Source organism: Streptomyces sp. NPDC002680 (genome assembly GCF_042889145.1).
In the GTDB taxonomy this organism is placed as follows: domain Bacteria; phylum Actinomycetota; class Actinomycetes; order Streptomycetales; family Streptomycetaceae; genus Streptomyces; species Streptomyces adonidis.
In genome coordinates, this window is record NZ_JBIAQP010000016.1 from 156,250 (window position 1) to 179,057 (window position 22,808).

A 22,808-nucleotide genomic window follows, 5' to 3' on the forward strand; every position below is an offset into this window, starting at 1 on the left:
CAACGGCCCCGGCCGGCCGGGAGACCTAGGACGCGGACGGGAACACCCCGGCACCGCCCCCCGTCGACTCCCGCGCGATCACCACCGTGTCGGACGTCGTGTCCCGAGGGGGAAGCGGGCGGCCGTCGGCCTCATGGAGGGCGAGGGCGGCGAAGTGGCGGCTGAGGCCGACGATGTCGATCCGTACGCTGGAGATCGACGGGACGAACATCGCGGCCAGGGGCGTGTCGTCGTGGCCGATCACCGCCAGCTCGGTGGGGACGGACACACCCGCCCGGACCGCCGCGCTCACCACGGCCGCCGCGCTGTCGTCGTTGTACGCGGCGACAGCGGTGATGCCCTCGGCGCGCCAATGGCGGACCGCCTCGTGGGCGGAGGCGTCGTGGTGGTCCACCGGCCGGACGTCGAGCGGGGCGAGGCCGAGCCGGGCGGCGGCCCGCTGGGCTGTGTGCACGCGGTGGTCGAGCAGGGACGTGCGGGGGTCGGCGGGGGTGGCGAAGGCGATCCGGCGATGGCCCTGTTCGTGCAGGTGATCGATCTGCAGGGCGGTTCCCGCGGCGAGCGCGGGCCAGTCGTCCAGCGTCGTCGGGTGCTCGGGGGCGGGGATGACGCTGGTGATGCCGGCGGCGCGCATCGAGGCCAGCTCGTCGGCGTCGAAGGGGTTGAAGCCGACGACGACGTCGGGGGTGAGCAGTTCCCACAGGGGGCGTGCCCGGCCTGCGGCGTAGCGGGGGCAGGTGACGAGGGAATAGCCTGCCTCGTCCAGCGCGAGCGCGGCCTCGTCGAGGTGCTGCTGCATGGGGAGACCGGCCGCCCAGTCCGGCAGGACGAACAGGATCACCTTGCTGCTGCCGCGCCGCAGGGTCTGTGCCGCCCGGTGCGGGCGGTAGCCCATGCGCGCGGCCTCGGAGAGCACCCGCTGACGCGTGCTCTCCGGGATCGTCTGCCCCGGGGTGTCGTTCAGGACGAACCCCACGGTCGCCCGCGAGAGCCCCAGGGACCGGGCCACATCCGCCGCCGTGACCCGCTTGCTCCCCGTCGCACTCACAGTGCCTCCCCGCTCTTCTTCTCTTCTTCTCTTCATTCTTCTCGCTCACGAGTCACGGCGAGAGCAATCCCGAGGCGGGTCTACTCCACGGTGACGACCACGTCGACAGGAGCGCACTCCGGTGCCGAGGCGGTCAGGTGGATCTTGCCGGGGCCGGTCGGGCGGAGGACGGCGAGTGCGCGGCCCTCGTAGGTGCGGCGTTCGGGTGCGTCGAAGCGTTCCTCGGAGGCCGGGTCCGCGCTCCCGAAGCCCAACAGGGCACCTGCGCCGGTGACTTCAAGGCGTACGGGGCGGTCGGCCGCCGTGTGGAGGGTGCCGTCCGGGTCGGTCAGGGTGAGGGTGACGTACGCGAGGTCGCCGCCCTTCGCGGTGATGACCTGGCGGTCGGCTCCCGCGCGCAGCTCCAGCGGACCGGTCGCGGAGCGCAGGGTGTGGCGGCCGGTCTCGGTGCCGTCGCGGTAGGCGATCGCGAGGAGTTCGCCGGGTTCGTACGTCGTGTCGAACTCGGTGCGGAAGCGGTGGTTCTCGCCCACCGGGTGGCGTCCCAACGAGCGTCCGTTGACCAGGAGTTCGACCTCGTCTGCGTCGCCGTAGACCTCCACGGCGACCGGCTTGCCCTCGGAGTCGGGCCAGGTCCAGGAGGCGATGCTGTCGCTCCAGGCCCAGGGGGTGCCCGCCCAGGTCCTGCCGTGGTGTTCGGGGCGGCGGACCGCGATGTACGGCTCGGTGCGCAGACCGAAGACGATCTCGCGGTAGTAGGACGCGGGGCGGCGGTGGCCGGTGATGTCGAGGTCGCCGCAGCCCGCGACCAGGTAGGGGTAGGGCGCGGTGTGGGCCGGGCGGGGCGCGTCGGGGGTGAGGTACTGGGGGCGGCCGATGCCGACCTCGCCGAGGTAGTCCCAGCCGGTCCAGGTGAAGTCGCCTATGACGTGGCCGTGTTGCTCGACCAGGCGCCAGTTGCCGTCGATCCGGGTGGGGAAGGTCTCGGTGCCGAGGATGATCCTGTTGGGGAAGAGGTCCTTGTCGAGGGTGTAGCGGGCCTCGGCGTAGTTCATGCCGGCGACGTCGAGCACGGCGAAGGACTCGGCCGTCCTCTCGGTGACCAGGCCCGAGGCGCTGATCGCGTTCATCATGTCGCCGGCGTCGGCCATCAGGGTGTTGATGCCCTTGTCCTCGCTCTCGCCCGCGCCGGTCTCCTGTTCTGCCTTCTGCTGTGACTGTGCGCGCAGTTTGCCCAGTTCGGACATGACGGCCAGCATGCCGTTCACCGCGTTGGTGACGTAACGGGTGCTGTCGAGGGAGCGGACCTTCTCGGCGAGTTTGCGTCCCCAGGCGGAGCCGGCCGCCGATCCGGTCTCCGGGATCTCGTTGCCGATCGAGTACATGATCACGCTGGGGTGGTTGACGTCCTTGGCGACCATCGCCTCGATGTCGCGTTCCCACCACTCGGGAAAGCTCAGGCTGTAGTCGAACTCGCTCTTGCCGGAGGTCCAGACGTCGAAGGCCTCGTCCACCACCAGCACCCCGAGGCGGTCGCAGGCGTCCAGCATCGGCCTGCTCATGGGGTTGTGGGACATGCGGATCGCGTTGAAGCCGGCGTCCTTGAGGAGCTGGACCCGGCGTTCCTCGGCGCGGGCGAAGGTGGCGGCACCCAGGACGCCGTTGTCGTGGTGGACGCAGGCACCGCGCAGCTTGACCGTCCCGCCGTTGATCCGCAGGCCGTGCTCGGGGTCGAGTTGGAGGGAACGGATGCCGAAGGTGACGGTCTCGGCGTCCGTGTCTTTCAGGGTCACTGTGGTGGTGTAGAGGGTGGGCGCGTCCGGGCTCCACAGCGACGGGGAACGGACGTACAGGCGTTGGCGTACGGTCGCGGGCTCGCCCGGCAGCACCGTGATCTTCGAGAGGTCTGTCGCGACGGTGTTCCCGTCGGCGTCGCGGATCTCGGTGACGACATCCACCGTACGGATCGCGATCGAGTCGTTCTCGACCCGCGTCGCGACCTCCACCACCGCCCGCTCCGCGTCGATGTCCGGGGTGGTGACCCGGAGCCCGCCGGGCGCGATCCGGACCGGCTCGCCGACCAGCAGCCAGGTGTCGCGGTAGATGCCCGCGCCGGTGTACCAGCGGGAGTCACGGTGGGCGCGGGCCTCGACGCGGATCTCGTTGTCCTCGCCGAAGCGCAGGAAACGGTCGGCGTCGATGCGGAAGTGCGAGTATCCGTACGGGCGTTGTCCGGCGTAGTCCCCGTTGATGAATACCGTGGCATCCCGGTAGACGCCCTCGAACTCCACGAGGATCCGCTTGCCCCGGTCTTCCTCGGCCACGGCGAAGGTCTTGCGGTACTCGTACGCGCCGCCTGGGAAGTAGGCGCCCGCGCCGCCCTCCATCGTGACCTCGCCGCCCGGGGCCGCACGGGCCCGCTCGATCATCGCGTCGTGCGGCAGCGTCACCGGCCGGAAGGGGACCTTCGTCCCGGACAGCTCGGCGAAGGGGTTGACCTTGGGGCGGACCTGCCAGCCGTCGTTGAAGGACGTACGGATCATGTGGGCTCCATGAGGCGCGGGGAGTTCGGCGTGGACCGGTGGTCAGCTGGAACTTGCACGTGCTAGTTACGCTATCAGGTGTGAGCTGCGAGATAGGGCAAAGGCGGCGGGTGAGATACGGTGCGGCAGGGCATATGTGCTGGACACGCCCTTGCGATGGAAGTTAGGTAACCCTTACCGTTCCTACTTGCATCATTCAGGGACTCGGCCGTCACCCCGGCCGGCCCGCGGCGAGCGCTTCACCGACGCAGCCTGGCCGTCCTACCCCAGTGCCTTAAGGGCCTGGAAGGTACCCGCAGCCGGAACCCGCTCATAGGACCCGCACTTGAATCAGCCCGCCTTCGGTCTGTACGACCCTGCCCGCGACCACAGTGACTGCGGCGTCGGCTTCATCACCCGCCTCGACGGGACGCCGAGCCACGACGTCATCCGTAAGGGTGACGAAGCGCTCCGCGCGATCCCGCACCGTGGCGGCGCGTCCGCCGAGGGCGTCGGTGACGGCGCGGGCGTGAGCGTCGACCTGTCGGCGGAGTTCTTCGGCGCGATCACCGGCGAGAGCCTGCGCGCCGGGCACTTCGGCGTCGCCAACTGCTTCGTGCCGACCGATACCGCACGGCGCGACGCCGCGGTCGACCTCGTCGGCCGGTGCATCGCCGAGCAGGGCTTCGAGGTCGTGCTGGTCCGGGACGTTCCCGTCGATCACAGCGTCGCCCGGCCCGCCGCCGAGCAGTACCAACTCCCCGTCGTGCAGTGGGTGTTCCGGGCCCCGGACGAGTGGCGGCGCGCCGACGTCGACACCGCCGCCAACCGCGCCCTGCTCGCCGTCGAGGCCGTCGCCTACGCCGACGACACGGACCGGTACGCCGGGCTGTACGCGCTGTCGCTGAGTGCACGCACGCAGGTGCTCAAGGGGCGGCTCAACTCCGGCGAGGTCATCCCCTACTTCTGCGACCTCCTCGACCCCCGGCACTCCGTACGGTCGCTGTACTTCCACACCCGGTTCTCCACCAACACCGAACCGCACCCGACCATGGCCCAGCCGTTCCGGCTCATGGCGCACAACGGCGAGCTGAACACCGACCGCAAGAACCGGCTGTCCGACGAGGCCCTCGCGCGGGCCCGGACCCGCAGCATCGTGCGCCCGCCCGGGCAGTCCGACTCCAGTCGGCTCGACCAGACCCTCCAGAGCAGGGTCTTCGACGACGGGCTCGATCTCGTCGAGGCCGTCGTGACGCTCATGCCGCCCGCCTGGGAGAACGACCGCACCCTGCCCGACGACGTGCGGGACATGCTGGAGTACTTCTCCCTGTACGAGGAGAAGAACGACGGCCCCGCCGCCCTCATCTTCAGCGACGGGGACGTCGTCGGTGCGCGCCTTGACCGGCTCGGGCTCCGTCCCCTGCGTACGGTCGAGACCGCCGAGTACCTGATGGTGGCCTCGGAGGCCGGACAGGTCGCGTTCCCCGACGACGAGGTCGTGCACCGGGGCCGTATCGAGGCCGGCGGCATGCTCGTCGTCGACCACCGCACCGGCCGGCGGATGCGCACCCGCGAGGTGCTCGACTCGCTCGCCGCGCGCCGCCCGTACAGCGAACTGCTCGACGCGGCCCGGGTGAACCTCGACGACCTGCCCGCCCCCGACTACTACCGGGGCACGACGACCCTCGGCTACGACGGCGACCTGAGTCTCGCGGGCCGGTACGTCGCGTACGCGCTGAACCAGGAGAGCTTCCGGTTCATGCTCGACCCGATGCTCAACACCGGGTCCGAGCGGATCTCCGCCATGGGCTACGGCAACGCCATCAACGCGCTCAGCGACACCGAGGGCGGCATGGCGAAGTACTTCTCGCAGCGCTTCGCCCAGGTCACCAACCCGCCGCTGGACAGCATCCGTGAGGCCGACGGCATGAGCATGCGGGTCGCGCTCGGCCCGAAGCCCGACGGCACGGGCAGCGTCGGCGACCGTCAGCTCGTCGTCTCCTCACCCGTGCTCGGGCATCTCGACATGGTCCGGCTGCGCGACCAGCGGATCGTGCCGCTGGAGCGGTTCCCCATGCTCTACGAGCCGGTGGTCGGGGACGAGACCGCCAACGCCGACGCCCTCCGAGCCGCGCTCCAGCAGCTCTGCGACGACGTCGAGCGGTTCGCCTCGGAAGGGGGCGGCATCGCAGTCCTCACCGACCGGGCCGTCTCCTCCACGCGGGCGCCCCTGCCGGTGATCCTCGCCGTGGCGGCCGTCAACCAGCGGCTCATCGAGACCGGGCTGCGGCTGCGCGTCTCGATGGTGGCGGAGAGCGGCCAGCTGGCCTCCTCCCATCACGTCGCGACCGCGCTCGGCTTCGGCGCCTCCGCCGTCTACAGCCTCAGCGCACGGCTGCGCGCCGAGGAGAAGTTCCCCAGCGCGCCCGCCCCCGCCGGTGAGATCACCGAGACCGACCGGGCACTCGCCAAGTTCCGCAAGGCCGCCGAGAAATCCCTCGCCAAGACCATGGGCCGCGTCGGCCTGTGCACCGCCGAGAGCTACATCGGCGGCGAGTTCTTCGAGCCGAACTACCTCGACACCCGTGACGACGTGTTCGCGCGGACCTTCCCGCACATGGACGCCCCGGTCGGCGGTGTCGGCTTCGCCCGGATCGCCCAGGCCGCGACGGACTGGCACGAGCGGGCCCGTACGGTCGAGACCGAGGGGCAGGTTCCGCTGCTCGGCCTGTTCAAGGAGCGGTCGGACGGCGCCGGACACTCCTTCGGTGTCACGGCCGTACGCGGCTTCGGCGACATGGTCGAGGAGCGCCCGGAGTTCGGCCGCGAGGGTGACCCGGAGGCGCTGCGCCTCCTCACCCTCGGCCAGCTCGACGACGCGTTCGGCATCACCGACGCCGCCTACCGCAACACCGGGTACGACGCCCTCAGCGACGCCGAGATCGACGCGTTCCGGATCACGCCCGGGTACCGCGCCTTCCTGCGCACGACCCACGAGGAGCGGTCCCGCCGCCCGGCCGCGCTGCGTGACGTGCTCGCGCTGCCCGCCGACCTCACCGGACTCCGTACCCCGGAGGACTTCGCGCGCGAGCTGGGCCGGTTCTCGGCGACCGGCAACGCGAGCGTCACGGTCCGGGGCGTGGTCGCCTCCGTCACCGAGCAGGGCACCGTCCATCTGCGCCTCACCTCTCCGGGCCCCGAGGCCACCGAGCGCCACGCGGCCCTCGCCGCAGGGCTCGGACACCTGGGCGAGGTCACCACCCTCGCCGTGAGCGCCGACGGCATCGAGGTCGAGGCCACCGGCACGGCCGCCCACCTCCTCACCCTTCTCGACGGCGCTCCCGACAGCGTCCCGCTCGACGAGGTCCAGCCCGCCCACGAGATCACCCGCTCGCTCGCCTCCGGCGCGATGAGCCACGGCGCGCTCGTGGCGACCGCGCACGAGGCCGTCGCCCACGGCACGAACATGGTCGGCGCGATGTCGAACAGCGGTGAGGGCGGCGAGCACCACACCCGGTACGGCACCATCCGGGGCTCCCGGATCAAGCAGTTCGCGTCCGGCCGGTTCGGCATCTGGGCGGGCTATCTCGCCGACCCGATGCTCCAGGAGCTGGAGATCAAGATCGGCCAGGGCGCGAAGCCCGGCGAGGGCGGCCAGCTGCCCGCGCCGAAGGTGACGGTCGACATCGCCGCCGCCCGCGGCGGCACCCCCGGCATCGAGCTGATCTCGCCTCCGCCCCACCACGACACGTACTCCATCGAGGACCTCGCCCAGCTCATCCACGACTGCAAGGCCGCCCGCGTCCGCGTCATCGTCAAGCTGGTGTCCTCCGAGGGCATCGGCACCATCGCGGTCGGTGTCGCCAAGGCCGGCGCGGACGTCATCAACGTCGCCGGGAACACCGGCGGCACGGGCGCCGCAGCGGTCACCAGCCTCAAGTACGCCGGACGCTCGGCCGAGATCGGCGTCGCCGAGGTCCACCAGGCGCTCGTCGCCAACGGGCTCCGCCAGAAGGTCGTCCTGCGCTGCTCCGGCGCGCACCAGACCGGCGGTGACGTGGTCACCTCGGCGCTGCTCGGCGGCGACAGCTTCGAGTTCGGTACGACCGCGCTGATGATGCTCGGCTGTGTCATGGCGAAGAACTGCAATGTGAAGTGCCCGGCCGGCCTCACCACCAACTCCGAGGCCTTCGAGGGCGACCCGCGCGCACTCGCCCAGTACCTCCTCAACATCGCGCACGACGTCCGCCAGATCCTTGCCCGGCTGGGACTGCGGTCGCTGCGCGAGGCGCGAGGGCGTACGGATCTGCTGCAACTCCTCGACCACCCGGCGAGCGTCGGGCGCCTGGACGTCCGCCGCCTGCTCGCGCACGTGCCCGAGAAGGTCGTGGCCGACCCGGAGTACCTGGAGAAGGACTTCACGACCGACGATGCCCTGATCGAGCAGGTCCGGGCCGCGCTGCTCGACCGGCGCGAGCCGTCGCTGCTCGTCGAGGGCATCCACCTCGGCAACAGCGACAAGTCGGTCGGCGGACAGCTCTCCATCGACGTCGAGCGGCTGCTCAACCACGGCCTCAGCGCAGACGGACCCGCGATCACGACCGACGACCGAGGCCGTCGCCGCCTCGTCGACGGCGCCGTCCGCATCCGTACCACCGGCTCTGCCGGACAGTCGTACGGCGTGTTCTGCAACGACGGCATCACCCTCGAACACACCGGTACCGCCAACGACGGCGTCGGCAAGAGCCAGAGCGGCGGCCGGATCGTCGTGCGCGCCCCGGGCGGCGGCAGCGCCGAGCCCGGCGGCAATGTGCTCATCGGCAACTTCGCGCTGTTCGGCGCGACCGGCGGCCGTACGTTCGTGCAGGGCGAGGCCGGTGACCGGTTCGCCGTGCGCAACTCCGGTTCGACGGCGGTCGTCGAGGGCGTCGGCGACTTCGGCTGCGAGTACATGACCGGCGGTACGGTCCTCAACCTCGGCGGCTTCGGCAAGGGCCTCGGCAACGGTATGAGCGGCGGGTTCCTCTACCAGTACGACCCCTCCGGCGACCTCCGTGACCGGGTGAGCGCCGACTCGCTGCTGGTGTTCCCGGTGACCGACACCGCGCGCGGCGCCTTCCACGAGGAGGCCGTACGGCTGCTGCTGGCCTGGCATGTGGAGGCGACCGGCTCGGAGTTGGCGGCTCGGTTGCTGCACGACTGGGACACCGAACGGCAGCACATGTACTGCGGGATGCCCCGCGCGCTGCTCCTCTACCAGGACTCCACCGAGATCCTCGCCGCGGCGACCCGCAACGAACTCCTGGACGAGCTGGCGACCTCCATCGCGACGGACAAGCTCCGCGCGTTCAAGGTCGACTACCGTGACCGCCGTACCGTTCTCGGCGGCCGGGCCCCGGCCTTCGGCGACCAGGGCAGCGACGACATGTTCTCGCTGCTGTCCTCGTACACCGTGCTCGGTGTCGCCCAGGATCTCGCGCTCCAGCGGGTGCCGGGCGCGAGCGGCCCGGACGACCCGAAGGTCACCGAGGCCGTCCGGAATCTCGTCCTCACGGAGGACTTCTTCGTCAAGCAGCGCGTCGTGAAGTACCTGCGCGGCACGCTGGACCGCTTCGACGACGGCGAACTCGCCACCCTCATCGCGATCAAGCGCCTCGACGACTACAAGCGCGCCCTCAAGCAGCGCAACAACCTCAGCGTGGACGCCCCCGGCACCTACGGCTGGATCGTCCACCAGACCACCAAGAACGCAGGCCGCGTCCGCGCCGCCCGGTTCGACGAGCTGCTGGCCACGGCCGCGCTCGACGACATCGCGAGCCGCCGTATCCCGCAGGCCCCGACCGAGACGGTGACCGCGTGACCCTCATGCCCCCGACCGGGTCCCTCATCCCGGTGGACGCGCCGTTCTCCGCCGCCCAGGAGTCCTGGCTCGCCGGGTTCATCGCCGGAATAGCGGCGGCCGGACGCCGGGCCAGTGCGGCGTCCGACGCGCCCGCCGCGACGATCGACGTCCTGTTCGGCACCCAGACCGGCAACGCCGAGTTCGTGGCCGACGAACTCGCCGCCGGAACCCGGGCCCGTGGCCTGGGCGCGCGGACCGCAGCGCTCGACGCCGTCACGCCCGAGCAACTCGCCACGATGACCCACGTACTTGTCGTCGTCTCGACGTACGGCGAGGGCGAACTTCCCGACAACGCCGGGCTGTTCTGGGAGGCGCTCCAGTCCGACACGGCACCGAGGCTCGAAGGTCTGCGGTACGCGGTCCTCGGCCTCGGCGACCGTGGCTACGACGACTTCTGCCAGGCCGCGAAGCTCATCGACACCCGCCTGGAGCAGCTCGGCGCCGGCCGGGTGCACGAACGCGTGGACTGCGACGTCGACTTCGAGGAGCCGGCGGCGGCCTGGACGGGCGCGGTCCTGGACCGCCTGGTCGCGGAGACCGGCGCGAGCGGTTCAGTTGGCGCGAGCGCGCCCGCGGCTACACCGGCCCGCGTCCGTTCCCCCTGGAACAAGCGCACGCCTTATCCGTCCCGGCTCACGGTGAACAGGCTGTTGTCCTCCCCCCGCAGCGCGAAGGAGATCCGGCACTACGAGTTCGACCTCGGCGACAGCGGCATCACGTACGAGGCGGGCGACGCGCTGGCCGTCGTACCGCTGAACGACGACGCCCTCGTGGGCACGCTGCTCGATCACCTCGGCGCGAGCGGAGACGCGGAGACCGCCCAACTCCTGCGCACCGAACGGGAGATCCGCACCCCGTCGAAGGAGCTGATCGCCGACCTCGTCGAGCGGGCGCCGTCGAGCGAGCTGGCCGCGGTCGTCGCGCACGGCGACCGCTCCGACCTCGACTCCTGGCTCTGGGGCCGGGATGTGCTCGACCTGCTCCAGGACGCCGGTTCCGCCGCGCCGGACCTGGCCGAACTCCTGCCGCTGCTACGGCCGTTGCAGGCCCGCCAGTACTCGATCGCGTCGAGCCCGCTCGCCCACGCGGACCACATCCACCTCACGATCGCGTCCGTCCGGTACGGCACCGGGCAGCGTACGTACGAGGGCGTGGCATCGACGTACCTGGCGGACCGCATCGGCGAGGACACGCCCGTCGGCATCTACGTCCAGCCGAACGCCTCCTTCGGCGTCCCGGCCGACGACGACGCCCCGATGATCATGATCGGCCCCGGCACGGGCATCGCGCCGTTCCGCGGCTTCCTGCACGAGCGGGCCGCGAAGGGTGCCGCCGGGCGCAACTGGCTGTTCTTCGGCGACCAGCACCGCGACACCGACTTCGTGTACGAGGACGAGCTGACGGAACTGCGGCAGCGCGGCGTGCTCACCGAGCTGGATCTCGCGTTCTCGCGCGACCAGGCCGAGAAGATCTACGTACAGACCCGGATGCGGGAACGGTCGCGCGAGCTGTACGGCTGGCTGGAGGACGGCGCGCACGTCTACGTCTGCGGCGACGCCTCCCGCATGGCGAAGGACGTCGAGACGGCCCTGCTGGGCGTCATCGGCGAGGAGCGCGGACGCGGTGACGACGACGCGGCGGAGTACCTCGCGGACCTGCGGCGGGCGAAGCGCTACGTCCGGGACGTGTACTGAACATGGCGGAGCAGCACGGCGACCGGCGTTGCGCGTTGGAAGGGTGCTGCTCCCGGCGGAACAGCAGTGTGCGGCTGATCGACGCGCGGATGCCGGAGCTGGCGCGGTGTCTGACGCTCTTCCAGTACGTCCAGGCGGTCACCGGAGGGCCGGTCGCGCGGATCGACCAGGCCGGGAGCTATGCCGTACCGAGTCTGCGCGGTGACGCGTTCGCCGTCCGGCCGGGCTCGATCGCGCTGCGTCTCGACGGTGACGGTGTCGCCTCGGCCGTGGTCGAGCGGGACGAGAGCAGCGGGTCGGTGGCCGTTCACCTGATCGACGGGGGCGGCCGGACCGTGCATCAGGGGCGGCTGCTGTCGGAGGGGGACCGGCTGTTGGTCGGTCTCGCCCGGACGGTCGAGGCGGGGGCGGCTGTGGTCGGGGCGTCCGTCGTTCCCGAAGTGCCGGCTTGGGAGAACGGTGACCAGCTCGCGCAGTTCGACGCGGTTCTCGCGGACGGTGGGGTTGCCCGGCGGGCGGCGTTCGACCGGTATCGCGGTGAGCACCGGGCGATCGACGTCGGCGTCGTGCCGTCGGTGCTCGACCATGTGTGCTCGGTCGGGCTGCCGGTCGGGGTCGCCGTGTTCGCCCCGGCGGTCATGCAGGCGTGTGGTGGGCGGGTTCATGTGACTGACCGGACCGTGGGCGGGCGGGTGTTCGCGGCGGTTGCGGAGAGTTCGGTGGAGATCGATCTCGCGGGTGTGCGGGAGTGTCACCTTGTTCGGTCCTCGGGGGCGCATGGCCCGACCTCGGCGTTGGAGTTGGACGACGAGGACGGGCGGTGCGTTGCCGTTTTTACGCAGTTCGGGGTGGTTGGGGTGGATGTGTACGAGGCGTGGGAGCGGCTTGCGGTGTCGTTGCCTGACGCGTAGTGCTCCGCGGGGTGGGTGGTTTGTTGGCTGCGGGCCGGTGGGGGCTTGTCGCGCAGTTCCCCGCGCCCCTGTCGGGGGCGCTGGCGCGCCACCCGACATCCCCCTCCTGCAGGGCCCCGTTACTTCCCTCAGTGGCCCGTCAGTTCCCTCAGGAACCGCGCCAGTGTGTGCGTCAGGGTGTTGTCGGACGGGGTCGCGAAGAGCGGGTCCAGGTGGTTCATGTTCTCGTCTGTTTCGTAAGTGGCGTATGGGATGCCGGAGTTGGTTACGACTCTGCGGGCCGCCTCCTCCACTGTGCCCTTCGCGTAGCTCGTGCCGAAGGTGTACAAGGGGATGTCCAGGCGGGCGGCGTGGTGGAGGCGTAGGGCCAGGGAGCGGGTGAGGGGGGAGTCCGTGTAGGCGTCCGTGACGTCGAGGTCGATGGAGAGGCGGGCCGGCCAGTACCACTCCCACACGGCCGGCACCGGGCCGGCGTACGACTCCGCTACCCGGCGGATCGGGGTGATCCCGGTGTCGATCCAGCCGCGTACGTCCCCGGTGTCGGCGAGGTGGCCGGAGTGCACCGTGATGGCGTTCGGCCAGCCGAAGCTCGCGTCGGTCAGGAAGCCCAGCAGGGCCGCGTTGGTGACGGGGTACGGCAGGCGCAGGGCCTCGGGCAGGCGGGGCTGGAGGACCGAGGGGCCGTCGGGGTCGTGGAGGGCGTAGTGGCCGGCGAGCTGGTACCAGATCTGGGTGCTCTCCGCGCGGCTGCCCAGCCCCACTCCGCTCAGGGTCAGGTCGAACACCGCCCCGGCGTCGATGGCCGCGAGCCGCTGCCGTACCTGCTCCGGTGAGTCGGCGACCGGGTCGCCCGTGCCGTCGAACGCCCCGAGGACGCCGCCGTCGATGACGGCCAGCGCGGCCAGGTCGCGGTAACCGGGGCAGCCGTCGAAGTCCCAGGCCGCGTACGCCAGTGCGGTCGTCGCGCCCCAGGAGTGGCCGCCGAGCACCACGCGACGGCCGCCCCGGCCCGCCGCGCGGACGACGGTCCGCAGGTCCGCGAGGGTCAGGGGCAGTCCCCAGTGCGCGGCGAAGGGGGAGGCGGCCGGGTCCTGGGTGCGGTAGTGGCCGTCCAGGTAGTAGGCGAGGGGGTCCGGGCCGGTGAAGCCGGTGCGGTCGGCGAGGTTCTCCTCCCGCCGGTCCAGGGCCCACACCTGTGTTCCGGGCACGGCCGCGACCAGGTCACGGGCCAGCAGGCGGAAGTCGTTCGCGGCGCCGAACATGCCGGGCACCAGCACGAAGACGGTGGTCGCCGTGTCGGGGCCGACCTTGAGGACATGGACGCGGTCGGTTCCGGTGGGCCCGCCGCCGGCGCCCACGGCCACGGGCACGTACGGCTCGGGGGCGAGGGCTCCGACGGTCCCGACGGCTCCTTGTCCGGTGGTGGCGCCCGGTGCGCGACCTGCGGCGACTGCGGATCCGGCCCCCGTGCCGGCCGCGGTCGAGGCCAGTGCCAGACCGCCGATCATTCCGCCCAGCACCGTACGGCGCGGCAGACGGCTCGTCATCTCACGTACCTCCAGGGAGAGTTGGTCGCGACCAGCTTCCTCCACTCCCTTGAGGTCTCAAGCACCAGGGTGCGCCCGCCTGGTGAACGTCTGGCGTCAGACGGCGGACCAGCCGTTGTCGACCGCCAGGATCACGCCGTTGATGTTGCTGGCCGCGTCCGAGGCGAGGAACACGATCGCGGCGGCCTGCTCCTCGGGCTCGGCCACCCGGCCGACGCTGGCCAGGTACGGGACGAGCGTCTTCGGCCCGTGCGCCTCCCAGTCGGCCGTCGGGATCATGCCGGTCCGCGTGCCGCCGGGGGCGATGGCGTTGGTGCGGATGCCCTGGTTGCGGTACATCACGGCGAGGGACTTCGTGAGGCCCACGATGCCGTGCTTGGACACCGTGTACGCGGTCCCGGAGGCGCTGCCGCGCAGGCCCGCCTCGGAGGCGGTGCTCACGATGGCGCCCTTGCCCGCCTCGATCATGTGCGGCAGGACGGCCCGGGAGAGCAGGAACGGCGCGGTCAGGTTGATCCGGATGACCCGCTCCCACTCCGCGTCGGTCACGTCCGCCGCGGCCGACATGCTGTCCATGATCGCCGCGTTGTTGACCAGCGCGTCGACCCCGCCGAAGCGCTCCACGGTGGTGGCGACCACCTCGTCGACGACGGTCTGCTCGCTCAGGTCGCCGACCACGGCTACCGCCGTGCCGCCGGCCTCCTCGATCTCCTTGACGGTCGTGGCGGCGCCGTCGGCGTTGAGATCGGCGACCACGACGCGGGCGCCCTCCGCCGCGAAGGCCAGCGCGGTGGCTCGGCCGATGCCCGAACCGGCGCCGGTGACGATGACGCTGCGGCCGTTGAGTCCAGTGGTCATGACGTGCTCCAGGGGTGGTGCGTGAGGGTGCAACGGGGTGTTGCGGTGCCACCGTACGACTTAATGTCTCTGAAAGACATAAAGTCGAGGTGTCTTCTCTGGATCACTACAATGGGCCGGTCCTCGATGACGGGGCGGGAGTACGGGGTGGAAGCGAGGAGTCGCTGGTGCCGGACGGCGGGCAGGGCGAGGCTTCCGGTCGTGGGCGCGGGCGGACGGGGCGGCCTCGGCTGACCGAGCAGCGCAAGTCCGAGATCCGGCTGGAGATCGCCCTCGCGGCGGTGGAACTGTTCGTGGCCCAGGGTGTGAGCGCCACGACGGGTGAGCAGATCGGGCAGGCGGTGGGGGTCTCGTCGCGGACCGTGTGGCGGTACTTCCCGAGCAAGGAGAGCTGCGTCAGTCCTCTGTTCGCGGCCGGTATCGACAAGATCGCCGCCGGTCTGCGGGAGTGGGGCCACGGCCGGCCCCTGGAGGAGGCGCTGGCGCCGGCGCTGGACACCGGGGGTCGGGCGGGTGGGCCTGGGATTCCGGAGCTGCGCGAGTTGGTACGGCTGACCCGTACCGAGCCGGGGCTGCGTGCGGTCTGGCTCCAGGCGCACGACGAGGCCGAGCCGGCGTTCGCCCGTGCTCTCGCCGCACGGGCGGGGCTGCCTGCCGATGATGTGCGGCCGGTGATTCAGGCGGCGATGCTCAATGCGGCGTTGCGGGCGGCGGCTGAGCGGGATGCCTGGCGCGGGGGCGAGGTGGAGTCCGGTCCGGGTGAGGCGGGGGCCGAGCTGGCGGCCAGCTTTCGGTCGGCGCTGGCTGTTGCGGAGGAGGGGTTGTCCTAGCGGGGCTCGACGGGTCATGCGGGGGTGAGCGGTTGTTCGTCCGGTGCGGGTTCGGTGGGGGCTGGTCGCGCAGTTCCTCGCGCCCCTAGGGGGCGTTGTGGTGCGCTCGGGGTGCGGGATGGCGCTGCGAGTGCTTGGTTGTCTGGTGCGGGTTCGGTGGGGGTTGGTCGCGCAGTTCCTCGCGCCCCTTAAGGGGCGTTGTGGTGCGCCCGGGTTCGCGTGCTTGAGCCGGTGGTGCGGGTTCGGTGGGGGCTGGTCGCGCGGTTCCCCGTGCCCCTTGGGGGCGCGGGGGTGCGCCCATATGGATCAGCCCCGCGTCCCTGAAGGGGCGCTGTCGCGCACCTGGCTTCGTGTGCCCCGGACCCTGTGTACGAGGTCGGTCGCCGCCTTTGGCCACTCCTCGTGGCCGAAGGTGAAGCCCGCGTCGAGCAGGCGGCCCGGGACGACGCGGCGGCTCTTCAGTAGGAGTTCTGTGTCCGAGCGGAGTGCGAACGCGCCCAGTTCTGCCATCCAGCGGGTTGCGGGGAGGCCTACCGGGACTCCCCACGCCGCGCGCAGCGCCCGCATGAACTCGCGCTGGGGGACGGGGTGGGGAGCGGCGAGGTTCACCGGGCCGGTCAGGTGCTCCTGGGTGATCAGGAAGTCGATGGCGCGTACGAAGTCCTGGTCGTGGATCCAGGACACGTACTGCGCGCCGCCCGCGACCGGGCCGCCCAGGCCGAGCCGGGCCAGCCGGAGGAGGACGTCGAAGACGCCGCCGCGATCCGGGCTCATCACCATGGCGGTTCGCAGGGCGACCTTGCGCGTGGCGGGCGTCGGCGCCTGCTGCTGGGCCGACTCCCAGGCCTTGGCGATCTCGACGCTGTAGGCCCAGTAGTCCGGTACGCCGGGTTCGGTGCCGCCGATGACACCGGTCGCCTCGTCGTTGGGGGCGTCGAAGCGGTGGGCGTAGACGGTCGCGGTGCTCATCTGGAGCCACAGGCGGGGAGGCCGTGCGGCTCCCGCTATCGCCTCGCCGACGACCCTGGCCGAGTGCACCCGCGAGTCCATCATGGCCCGCAGATTGGCGGGGGTGTAGCGGCAGCTGACGCTGCGGCCCGCCAGGTTGATCACGACGTCGCTGCCGTCGACCGCCTCGGTCCAGTCGCCCAGGGTCTCGCCGTCCCAGGCGATCTCGCGGTCGTGCGTCGGCCGCCTGGTCAGGACGGTTACGTCGTGACCGGCGGCGGTGAGCGCACGGTTCAGGACCGTACCCACCTGACCGGTTCCTCCGGGAATGACGATCCTCATGGCTCCCCCTGGGGCTTGAACGTGTGCGCTGAACGGCTGTGCTACGAGCCCGGCGTGGATATTTGAACACGTTCAAAAGCGGGCGTCCAGTCGGACCGGCTACTACTTCACCAACCTGGCGATCCTCGTCGCGTCCCCCATGAGGCGCTCCAGCGGCCCGCGCCGGAAGAAGCGCGACCAGGCGACGGCGAAGACGGTCACGGCCACGACGAACCCGAACAGCACGTGCAGCGCGGAGCCCGGGAGTTCCTCGATCCCGAGGGCCCAGATGCCGGCCAGGTGGAGGACGTACGCCGTCAGGGACATCGTGCCGACCGCGACGACCGGAGCCGCGAGGCGCCGGAAGCGGGGGAGGGCGTCGACGGCGGCCATGCAGCCGACGAGTACGGCGATCGCCACCCCCGTGTTGCCCACGACGGACAGCGTCGTCTCGCTGTGCGGGGAGGCCGCCCACAGCCAGGCCGCCGAGTCCCCGGTCGGATAGCCGGCCGTGTCCGACCACCAGGCCGACATGACCGAACCGGAGCCGTCCTCGCCGCCCGCCGCGAGGGCGGAGGACACGCCGGGCACGAAGTGCAGGGCCAGCCACGAGCCGCCGTAACCGAGCACGGCGAGCGCGATGCCGGTGATGGCGAGGCGGACGCGTACGGCCGTGGCAGCGAGGTCGAGACGGGCCACCGCCATGCCCGCGAAGAGGAACGGGACCCAGGCCAGGGCCGGGTAGCTCCCGGTGAACATCAGCTCGACGAAGCCGTCGGTGCCGCTGATCCGGGCGAGCGGATCGTTGTGTGTGACCGTCTCCGCCCAGGAGCCGTCGTCGACGGACCGCTGGACGACGTACAGGAGTTGGGGCAGGACGAGTGCCGTCCCGGCGGCGATGGCCGCCAGCGAGGCGGCGCGGAGTCGGTGGAAGGGCAGGACCAGGGCGAAGCAGAGGCCGTAGTAGGCGAGGATGACCTCGACCGGGGTGCCGGTGGAGGTCAGCCAGGTGCCGAGGGCGACCAGCAGCACCGCCCTGATCAGCACCTTGGCCACGGCCTGGCGGCCCTCGCGGCCGGTCTTCGGGGCCCGGCGGCCCGTCATCAGGATGATCGAGAAGCCCGCTAGGAACGCGAAGAGCGCGGAGGCGCGGCCGTGGAACAGCTCCATGACATGGCCGGTCACCCCGCCCGAGGAGGGGTCGGGGCCGACATGGGCGGCGTACATCCCGAAGACGGCGAGACCGCGCGCGAGGTCCACGCCGACCAGCCGGCCGACCTGTGCGGGGCGGGTGCGGGCGGGGCTGACAGGAACTGTGGGTTCGATCTGAGTCCCGGCGGCGAAATTCGGCAAAGAGGCGTTTTGCGTCATGCCACCAGAGTGGAAACCCGCAGGTCGGACCAGGTATCCGCCGAACGTCCGGCCAACCCCCGCCGACCGGCCGGGGGTACCCCGCCGAACGGTTGATCAGTAATTTACGTACCCACCACTGACGAACGAGTGCCGGATGGGAAGATGAGCGCCGTCATGACTGCCGGATGGGGTGCACGCACGCTGCGGGCCGCGGTGTTCGCGGCCGTCTGTGTGCTGCTCGCCGCCCTCGGCCATGTGCTGATGTCCGGCTCCTCCGTCCCCTGGTGGACGCTCGTCGCCGGGACCGTGGTCATGGGCGGCGTGGGCTGGTGCCTGGCCGGCCGCGAGCGCGGACTCCCGCTGGTCGTGGGCGTGGTGGTCGTCGCCCAGGGCGCGCTCCACTCGGCGTTCTCGTTCACGCGGGGTACCGCCGGCGCGTCGGCGGACTCCATGGACATGACCCACACCGGCATGGATGCCGACATGGACATGGACACGGGGATGGTCATGGGCCTGGGGCACATGGCCCACGGCGGCCACGGCACGGACGCCCTGTCGTCCTCGTACGGCATGCTCGCCGCCCACACGCTCGCCGCGCTGCTGTGCGGTCTGTGGCTGGCGTACGGCGAGCGGGCCGCGTTCCGCATCCTGCGCGCGGTCGCCGGCCGGCTGGTCGCTCCGCTGCGGCTGGCGCTCGCGCGGCCCGTGACACCGGACCGCCCCCGCCTCCGCCCGCGACGCGGCAGCTCGGACCGGGCGCCGCGACTGCTCCCGCTCGTCCACGCGATCACTTCTCGGGGCCCGCCGACGGGGATCGCTGTCGTCTGAGACAGCGAGGACCTGTCGTTCGGATCACGCCTGGGCCGCCGGGTGTGGCACACCCTCCTCCGCCTCCTTGCGGCCGCACGCACCACACACGGTGTCGCGGCCTGAGGCCGGCGTGATCAGAACGACAGGCCCTGGTTTCCCGGGGCCGTTCCAGGAAGCGCCGACGCACTCGACGTCGGCCTCCGCGGGCGCCCGGGCCCCGGCCGTACCCGCTCGGTGCGTACGGCCGTCCTCCCTCACCCGGTAGCGGCGTGCCCGCACGTCTCGCGCCTCGCAGCGCCTTCGCCCGCGTCGCGTCTCGTGTGTTGCCGCCCTGCCGGATTCCGGATGATCCGAGAAGGACCCCAGGTGATCACTCCTGTACTGCCCGCCTCGACCCGCCCGACCTCCACGGCCCGCCCGTTGGACGAGTCGATAACCGCCTGGGCGCTCGCCGCCCGTGGTGGCGACCCGGCCGCCGTCGAACGGTTCGTCGGCGCCCTGCACCGCGATGTGGTGCGGTACGTCGCCCATCTCTCCGCCGATCCGCAGGCCGCCGACGACCTCGCCCAGGACACCTTCCTGCGGGCGCTCGGCAGTCTGCACCGGTTCGAGGGGCGCTCCTCGGCCCGTTCCTGGCTGATGTCCATCGCGCGGCGCGCGGTGATCGACAGCTTCCGGCACGCCGCCGCCCGGCCCCGGCTGTGCGACACCGACGACTGGCGGCTGACCGCCGAACTGGCCCAGCCGCGAGGCCTGCCAGGCTTCGACGACGGGATCGCGCTCCTCGACCTGCTGGCCGCGCTGCCCGACGAGCGGCGCGAGGCGTTCATCCTCACGCAGCTCATGGGGCTGCCCTACGCGGAGGCGGCCGAGGTCAGCGACTGCCCCGTGGGGACGGTGCGTTCGCGTGTGGCACGGGCCCGCGCGACCCTCGTCGACCTGCTCACCGAGGCCGAGACGGAGGCGGTGACGAAGACGGAGGCCCCGACAGAGGTGACGGAGTCAGGGGCGGAGTCGCGGCCGGAGCCGGCGGTTCTGGCGGCCTGACGACCCGGCGGGCGCGAGGAGAGTCACACCGTCTCCCCGCCCGCCACCTCCGGCAGCAGCCCGTACATCGCCTCGCGCTCCTCGGCGCCGATCCGCGCCAGCCCCGAGTTGACCGTGTCGGCCAGGGCCGGCGAGGCCTCCGTGAACAGCCGGCGGCCCTTCTCGGTGAGGGCCACCTCGACGCCCCGCTTGTCACCGCAGACCGAGCGCCGGGTGACGAGCCCGGTGTGCTGGAGACAGGCGATCTGATAGGTGAGCCGGGTCTTGGGGCGGCCGAGCAGCTCCGCGATCCGGGTCATCCGCAGCCCGCCGTCGGCCCGGCCCGCCAGCAGGCACAGCACCAGGAACTCGTCGTGGGAGACCCCGAGCGTGTCCTTGAGGACGGGGCCGAGCCGCTGCTCGATCGACCCGGTCGTGGCCAGCAGGATCATCCAGGCCCGTAGCTCTGCCGGGAGCAGCGCGCTCTCGCTCGCGGAGGGGCAGGCGGGCAGGTCGGGGGCGCTCTCGGCAGGGTCGGCCATGGTTTCGATTCTACCGGTTGTCCAATTTTGCACGAAGGGTGCGCGAAGGGTTGTTCAGATTTGGATTACGGGCTAGCGTGGGCATCATCCAAATTTGGATGACCGGCGTCTTCGCCATCCCTCCGTCATCCTTTTCGTCCCCCTTTGCGCACGTGGAGACACTCATGACCGTCGCCGTAGAAACCGGACTGTGGCAGCTCGACCGGACCGCGACCACCGTCGCCGTCAGTCACAAGACGATGTGGGGCCTGGTCACGGTGAAGGGCGCCTTCGCCGTCGTCGGCGGCCAGGGCGAGGTCCTGTCCGACGGCTCCGCCACCGGCACCGTGACCCTGGACGCCACTTCCCTGGACACCAAGCACACCAAGCGCGACAAGCACCTGCGCTCCGCGGACTTCTTCGACGCCGACAACCACCCCGAGATCACCTTCGGGGTGCGCGGCGCCGAACTCCGCGGCGGCGACACCGTCCACGTCAACGGCCAGCTGACCGTGCGCGGCATCAGCCGCCCGGTGACCTTCACGGCCCGCCTCACCAAGGCGAACGCCGACGCGGTCGCCCTGGACGCGGAGTTCACCGTGGACCGGAACGAGTTCGGCATGGGCTGGAACCAGATGGGCATGATGAAGGGCCTCGCGACGGTCAACGCCACGCTCGCCTTCGTCCGTACGAAGACGGCCTGAGCGTCACGATTGACGGCGGCCGACCACTGCTGACCGCCGCCGACTAGCGCTCGCCCGGCAGCCGGACGTCCATGCTCGACAAGGTGTCCGGCGACGCCGTGAAGACACGCAGCCGGATCCGCGTCCCCGGGCGCCGGGGCACGTGGAACACCGGCCCGGGCGGCCGGAGCCGGTAGACGGCGCTCGCGTGGGCGGGCAGCGTGGCGGGCCCCCGGGCCACCTTCCACCAGTGGCTCATGCCCTGACCGGTGGTCAGCATGAAGTGGGGCGTGAGGGCGCTGTCGTCCGTGTTCGTGACCCGGACGTCCAGTTCCGACACGGCGGCCGGTCCGGCCGTACGCGTCCCCGTCACCCGCATCCGCAGTGGCGGCGACCCCGTCGCCGCCACGGCCGCACTCGCCAGCGCCGGTACTAGGAGCAGCGCCGCCGCCGCGACCAGTGCCGGACGCCTGCGCGAGCCCGACAGGAAGCGCGGCCGGGGCTGCCACGCGTCGGCGAAGGACGCGGCGGGCGTGGTGATCGCGGCCGCCAGCCACAGCGGGGTCATCAGCAGGTAGTAGCCGTCCTGCGAACGCGTCGCCAGGAAGAAGGCGCACCAGGGCAGCACCGTCGCCGCCGGACCGAGCCTCCGCACGAACAGGACGAGCAGCGCCAGCAGCGCCCCCGTCAGCAGCATGCTCGCGTGCGAGTACCAGGCCAGCCGGTCGCTGCCGTCGGTGTAGTAGAGCGCGAGGCCCACCAGGCCCTGCCCGTGGATCGTGGCGTTCTGAGTCAGCGGCAGGGCGACCCCGGCCGCCCAGGTGCGCGGCTCGCTCACGACGAAGTACGTGTTGATCAGCAGCCATACGGTGACCGCCGTGCCTGTGATCCGTAGCACCACCCCGGCGGCGGCCCGTGCGCCCAGCTCGCCCCGGCGCACGGCGTAGATCCCGGCCAGCAGGAACGGCACGAGGAACCACGGCAGTTGCTGCGCCGCACAGGCCGCGCCCAGACAGGCGGCCCGCGCGAGTCCGCCCCACCCCAGCCGCCCGCCCGCGCCGATCCGCGGCCAGCGCACCACCACCGGGATCAGCAGCGCGAGCCCGACGATCGCCGGGTAGCCGAGCCGCGCGTAACTCGGCAGGAAGCCGAAGCCCAGACACGCCATGGTCGCCGCCGACCGCCACGGCACCGGCAGCAGCCGCCACAGGGTCACCGCGCCGACGAGCAGCGCCCCGGTCGTCACCGCGGTCGCGGCCAGCGCGCCGTGCCCGAGCCACAGAAGGGGCGCGGTCAGCAGCAGGGCGAGGGGCGGGTAGCCGTATGTGAGGTCGTAGCCGCCGTTCATCGTCGGGGTCAGGGCGACGTCGGGGTTGTGCTGGAAGAGCCATGGCCAGGGCTGCCCGTACACGGGGTGTCCGGCGACCAGTTCCCGGGCGGCCTGTGCGGTGAGGACGCCCTCGTCGCCGCCGGCGTGGTTCAGGGCGAACGTGCAGAGGGTCAGCGTCATGGCGGTGACCAGGACGCACAGGTCGAGCCGGGCGAGCGAACGCGTCCGGCGTACGGTCAGCGCCAGCACCCCGCTGACCAGGATCGACAGATAGCAGAGCGAGATGACGGCGGCGACGACCAGCCGGTGACTGGCGGCCTGCGTCCACACCGCGCGCGTCCCGATGAACAGGCTGACGGTCGCGAGCAGGGTCAGAACTCGATGCCACTGCGCCGGGGCATCGGCCTCCGGCACGGCCACCCAGGTCGGGCGGGGGATGTTCTTCGCCTTGGTGTCAGGCGCTGTTTCTGCCAAGTGCACGACAGTGGAACGTAATCGTGCCTG

The 22,808-nt window shown here is 71.6% G+C and carries 15 protein-coding genes; 7 read left to right on the forward strand and 8 right to left on the reverse strand.

Features of this window, described 5'->3' with window-relative positions; all coding sequences use genetic code 11:
• Positions 1-25 precede the first annotated feature (25 nt).
• Positions 26-1,048, reverse strand: coding sequence for a LacI family DNA-binding transcriptional regulator (locus tag ACFYXF_RS36000; protein ID WP_389356151.1), 1,023 nt, complete (start codon positions 1,046-1,048; stop codon positions 26-28).
• 80 nt (positions 1,049-1,128) lie between these two features.
• The gene (locus ACFYXF_RS36005) at positions 1,129-3,591 is read right to left on the reverse strand and encodes a glycoside hydrolase family 2 TIM barrel-domain containing protein (protein ID WP_389356152.1); all 2,463 of its coding nucleotides are present in this window, start codon (positions 3,589-3,591) and stop codon (positions 1,129-1,131) included.
• Positions 3,592-3,916: 325 nt separating this feature from the next.
• On the opposite strand from ACFYXF_RS36005, the gene ACFYXF_RS36010 reads away from it, so the two are divergent.
• The 3 genes from ACFYXF_RS36010 to ACFYXF_RS36020 are packed head-to-tail and all read left to right on the forward strand — an operon-like array spanning position 3,917 to position 12,077.
• Positions 3,917-9,430: a glutamate synthase-related protein gene (locus tag ACFYXF_RS36010; protein ID WP_389356153.1), complete on the forward strand. Its 5,514-nt coding sequence runs from the start codon at positions 3,917-3,919 to the stop codon at positions 9,428-9,430.
• 5 nt (positions 9,431-9,435) lie between these two features.
• Positions 9,436-11,166: a sulfite reductase flavoprotein subunit alpha gene (locus ACFYXF_RS36015; RefSeq protein ID WP_389356251.1), complete on the forward strand. Its 1,731-nt coding sequence runs from the start codon at positions 9,436-9,438 to the stop codon at positions 11,164-11,166.
• Positions 11,167-11,168: 2 nt separating this feature from the next.
• On the forward strand, positions 11,169-12,077 hold the full coding sequence (locus ACFYXF_RS36020; RefSeq protein WP_389356154.1) for a hypothetical protein: 909 nt from the start codon (positions 11,169-11,171) through the stop codon (positions 12,075-12,077).
• 128 nt (positions 12,078-12,205) lie between these two features.
• Here the strand turns inward: ACFYXF_RS36020 and ACFYXF_RS36025 are convergent, their stop codons facing one another.
• Together ACFYXF_RS36025 and ACFYXF_RS36030 are read right to left on the reverse strand one after the other, a co-directional pair.
• Positions 12,206-13,624 carry an alpha/beta hydrolase gene (locus ACFYXF_RS36025; RefSeq protein WP_389356155.1) on the reverse strand — a complete coding sequence of 473 codons (1,419 nt, stop codon included), beginning with the start codon at positions 13,622-13,624 and terminating at the stop codon, positions 12,206-12,208.
• Positions 13,625-13,720: 96 nt separating this feature from the next.
• Positions 13,721-14,482, reverse strand: a complete 762-nt coding sequence (locus ACFYXF_RS36030; RefSeq protein ID WP_389356156.1) for an SDR family NAD(P)-dependent oxidoreductase — start codon at positions 14,480-14,482, stop codon at positions 13,721-13,723.
• A gap of 167 nt (positions 14,483-14,649) precedes the next feature.
• On the opposite strand from ACFYXF_RS36030, the gene ACFYXF_RS36035 reads away from it, so the two are divergent.
• Entirely contained in the window at positions 14,650-15,312 is a 663-nt protein-coding gene (locus tag ACFYXF_RS36035; RefSeq protein ID WP_389356252.1) for a TetR/AcrR family transcriptional regulator, read from the forward strand.
• 306 nt (positions 15,313-15,618) lie between these two features.
• Here the strand turns inward: ACFYXF_RS36035 and ACFYXF_RS36040 are convergent, their stop codons facing one another.
• Positions 15,619-16,602 (reverse strand): TIGR01777 family oxidoreductase, encoded by a 984-nt coding sequence (locus tag ACFYXF_RS36040; RefSeq protein ID WP_389356157.1) that lies wholly within the window; start codon positions 16,600-16,602, stop codon positions 15,619-15,621.
• A 102-nt stretch (positions 16,603-16,704) separates the two neighbouring features.
• Positions 16,705-17,952, reverse strand: a complete 1,248-nt coding sequence (locus tag ACFYXF_RS36045; RefSeq protein ID WP_389356158.1) for a heparan-alpha-glucosaminide N-acetyltransferase domain-containing protein — start codon at positions 17,950-17,952, stop codon at positions 16,705-16,707.
• 156 nt (positions 17,953-18,108) lie between these two features.
• Here ACFYXF_RS36045 and ACFYXF_RS36050 point away from each other — a divergent pair, with 156 nt between their 5' ends.
• Together ACFYXF_RS36050 and ACFYXF_RS36055 are read left to right on the forward strand one after the other, a co-directional pair.
• On the forward strand, positions 18,109-18,762 hold the full coding sequence (locus tag ACFYXF_RS36050) for a hypothetical protein (RefSeq protein WP_389356159.1): 654 nt from the start codon (positions 18,109-18,111) through the stop codon (positions 18,760-18,762).
• Positions 18,763-19,110: 348 nt separating this feature from the next.
• A complete protein-coding gene (locus ACFYXF_RS36055) occupies positions 19,111-19,791 on the forward strand; it encodes a sigma-70 family RNA polymerase sigma factor (RefSeq protein ID WP_389356160.1) in 681 nt (226 codons plus the stop codon).
• A 23-nt stretch (positions 19,792-19,814) separates the two neighbouring features.
• Here the strand turns inward: ACFYXF_RS36055 and ACFYXF_RS36060 are convergent, their stop codons facing one another.
• Positions 19,815-20,312: a MarR family winged helix-turn-helix transcriptional regulator gene (locus ACFYXF_RS36060; RefSeq protein ID WP_389356161.1), complete on the reverse strand. Its 498-nt coding sequence runs from the start codon at positions 20,310-20,312 to the stop codon at positions 19,815-19,817.
• Between the two features lie 164 nt (positions 20,313-20,476).
• Here ACFYXF_RS36060 and ACFYXF_RS36065 point away from each other — a divergent pair, with 164 nt between their 5' ends.
• The gene (locus ACFYXF_RS36065; RefSeq protein WP_389356162.1) at positions 20,477-20,995 is read left to right on the forward strand and encodes a YceI family protein; all 519 of its coding nucleotides are present in this window, start codon (positions 20,477-20,479) and stop codon (positions 20,993-20,995) included.
• Positions 20,996-21,038: 43 nt separating this feature from the next.
• Here ACFYXF_RS36065 and ACFYXF_RS36070 read toward each other — a convergent pair whose 3' ends face one another.
• Positions 21,039-22,784, reverse strand: a complete 1,746-nt coding sequence (locus ACFYXF_RS36070; RefSeq protein WP_389356163.1) for a hypothetical protein — start codon at positions 22,782-22,784, stop codon at positions 21,039-21,041.
• Positions 22,785-22,808: the final 24 nt, after the last annotated feature.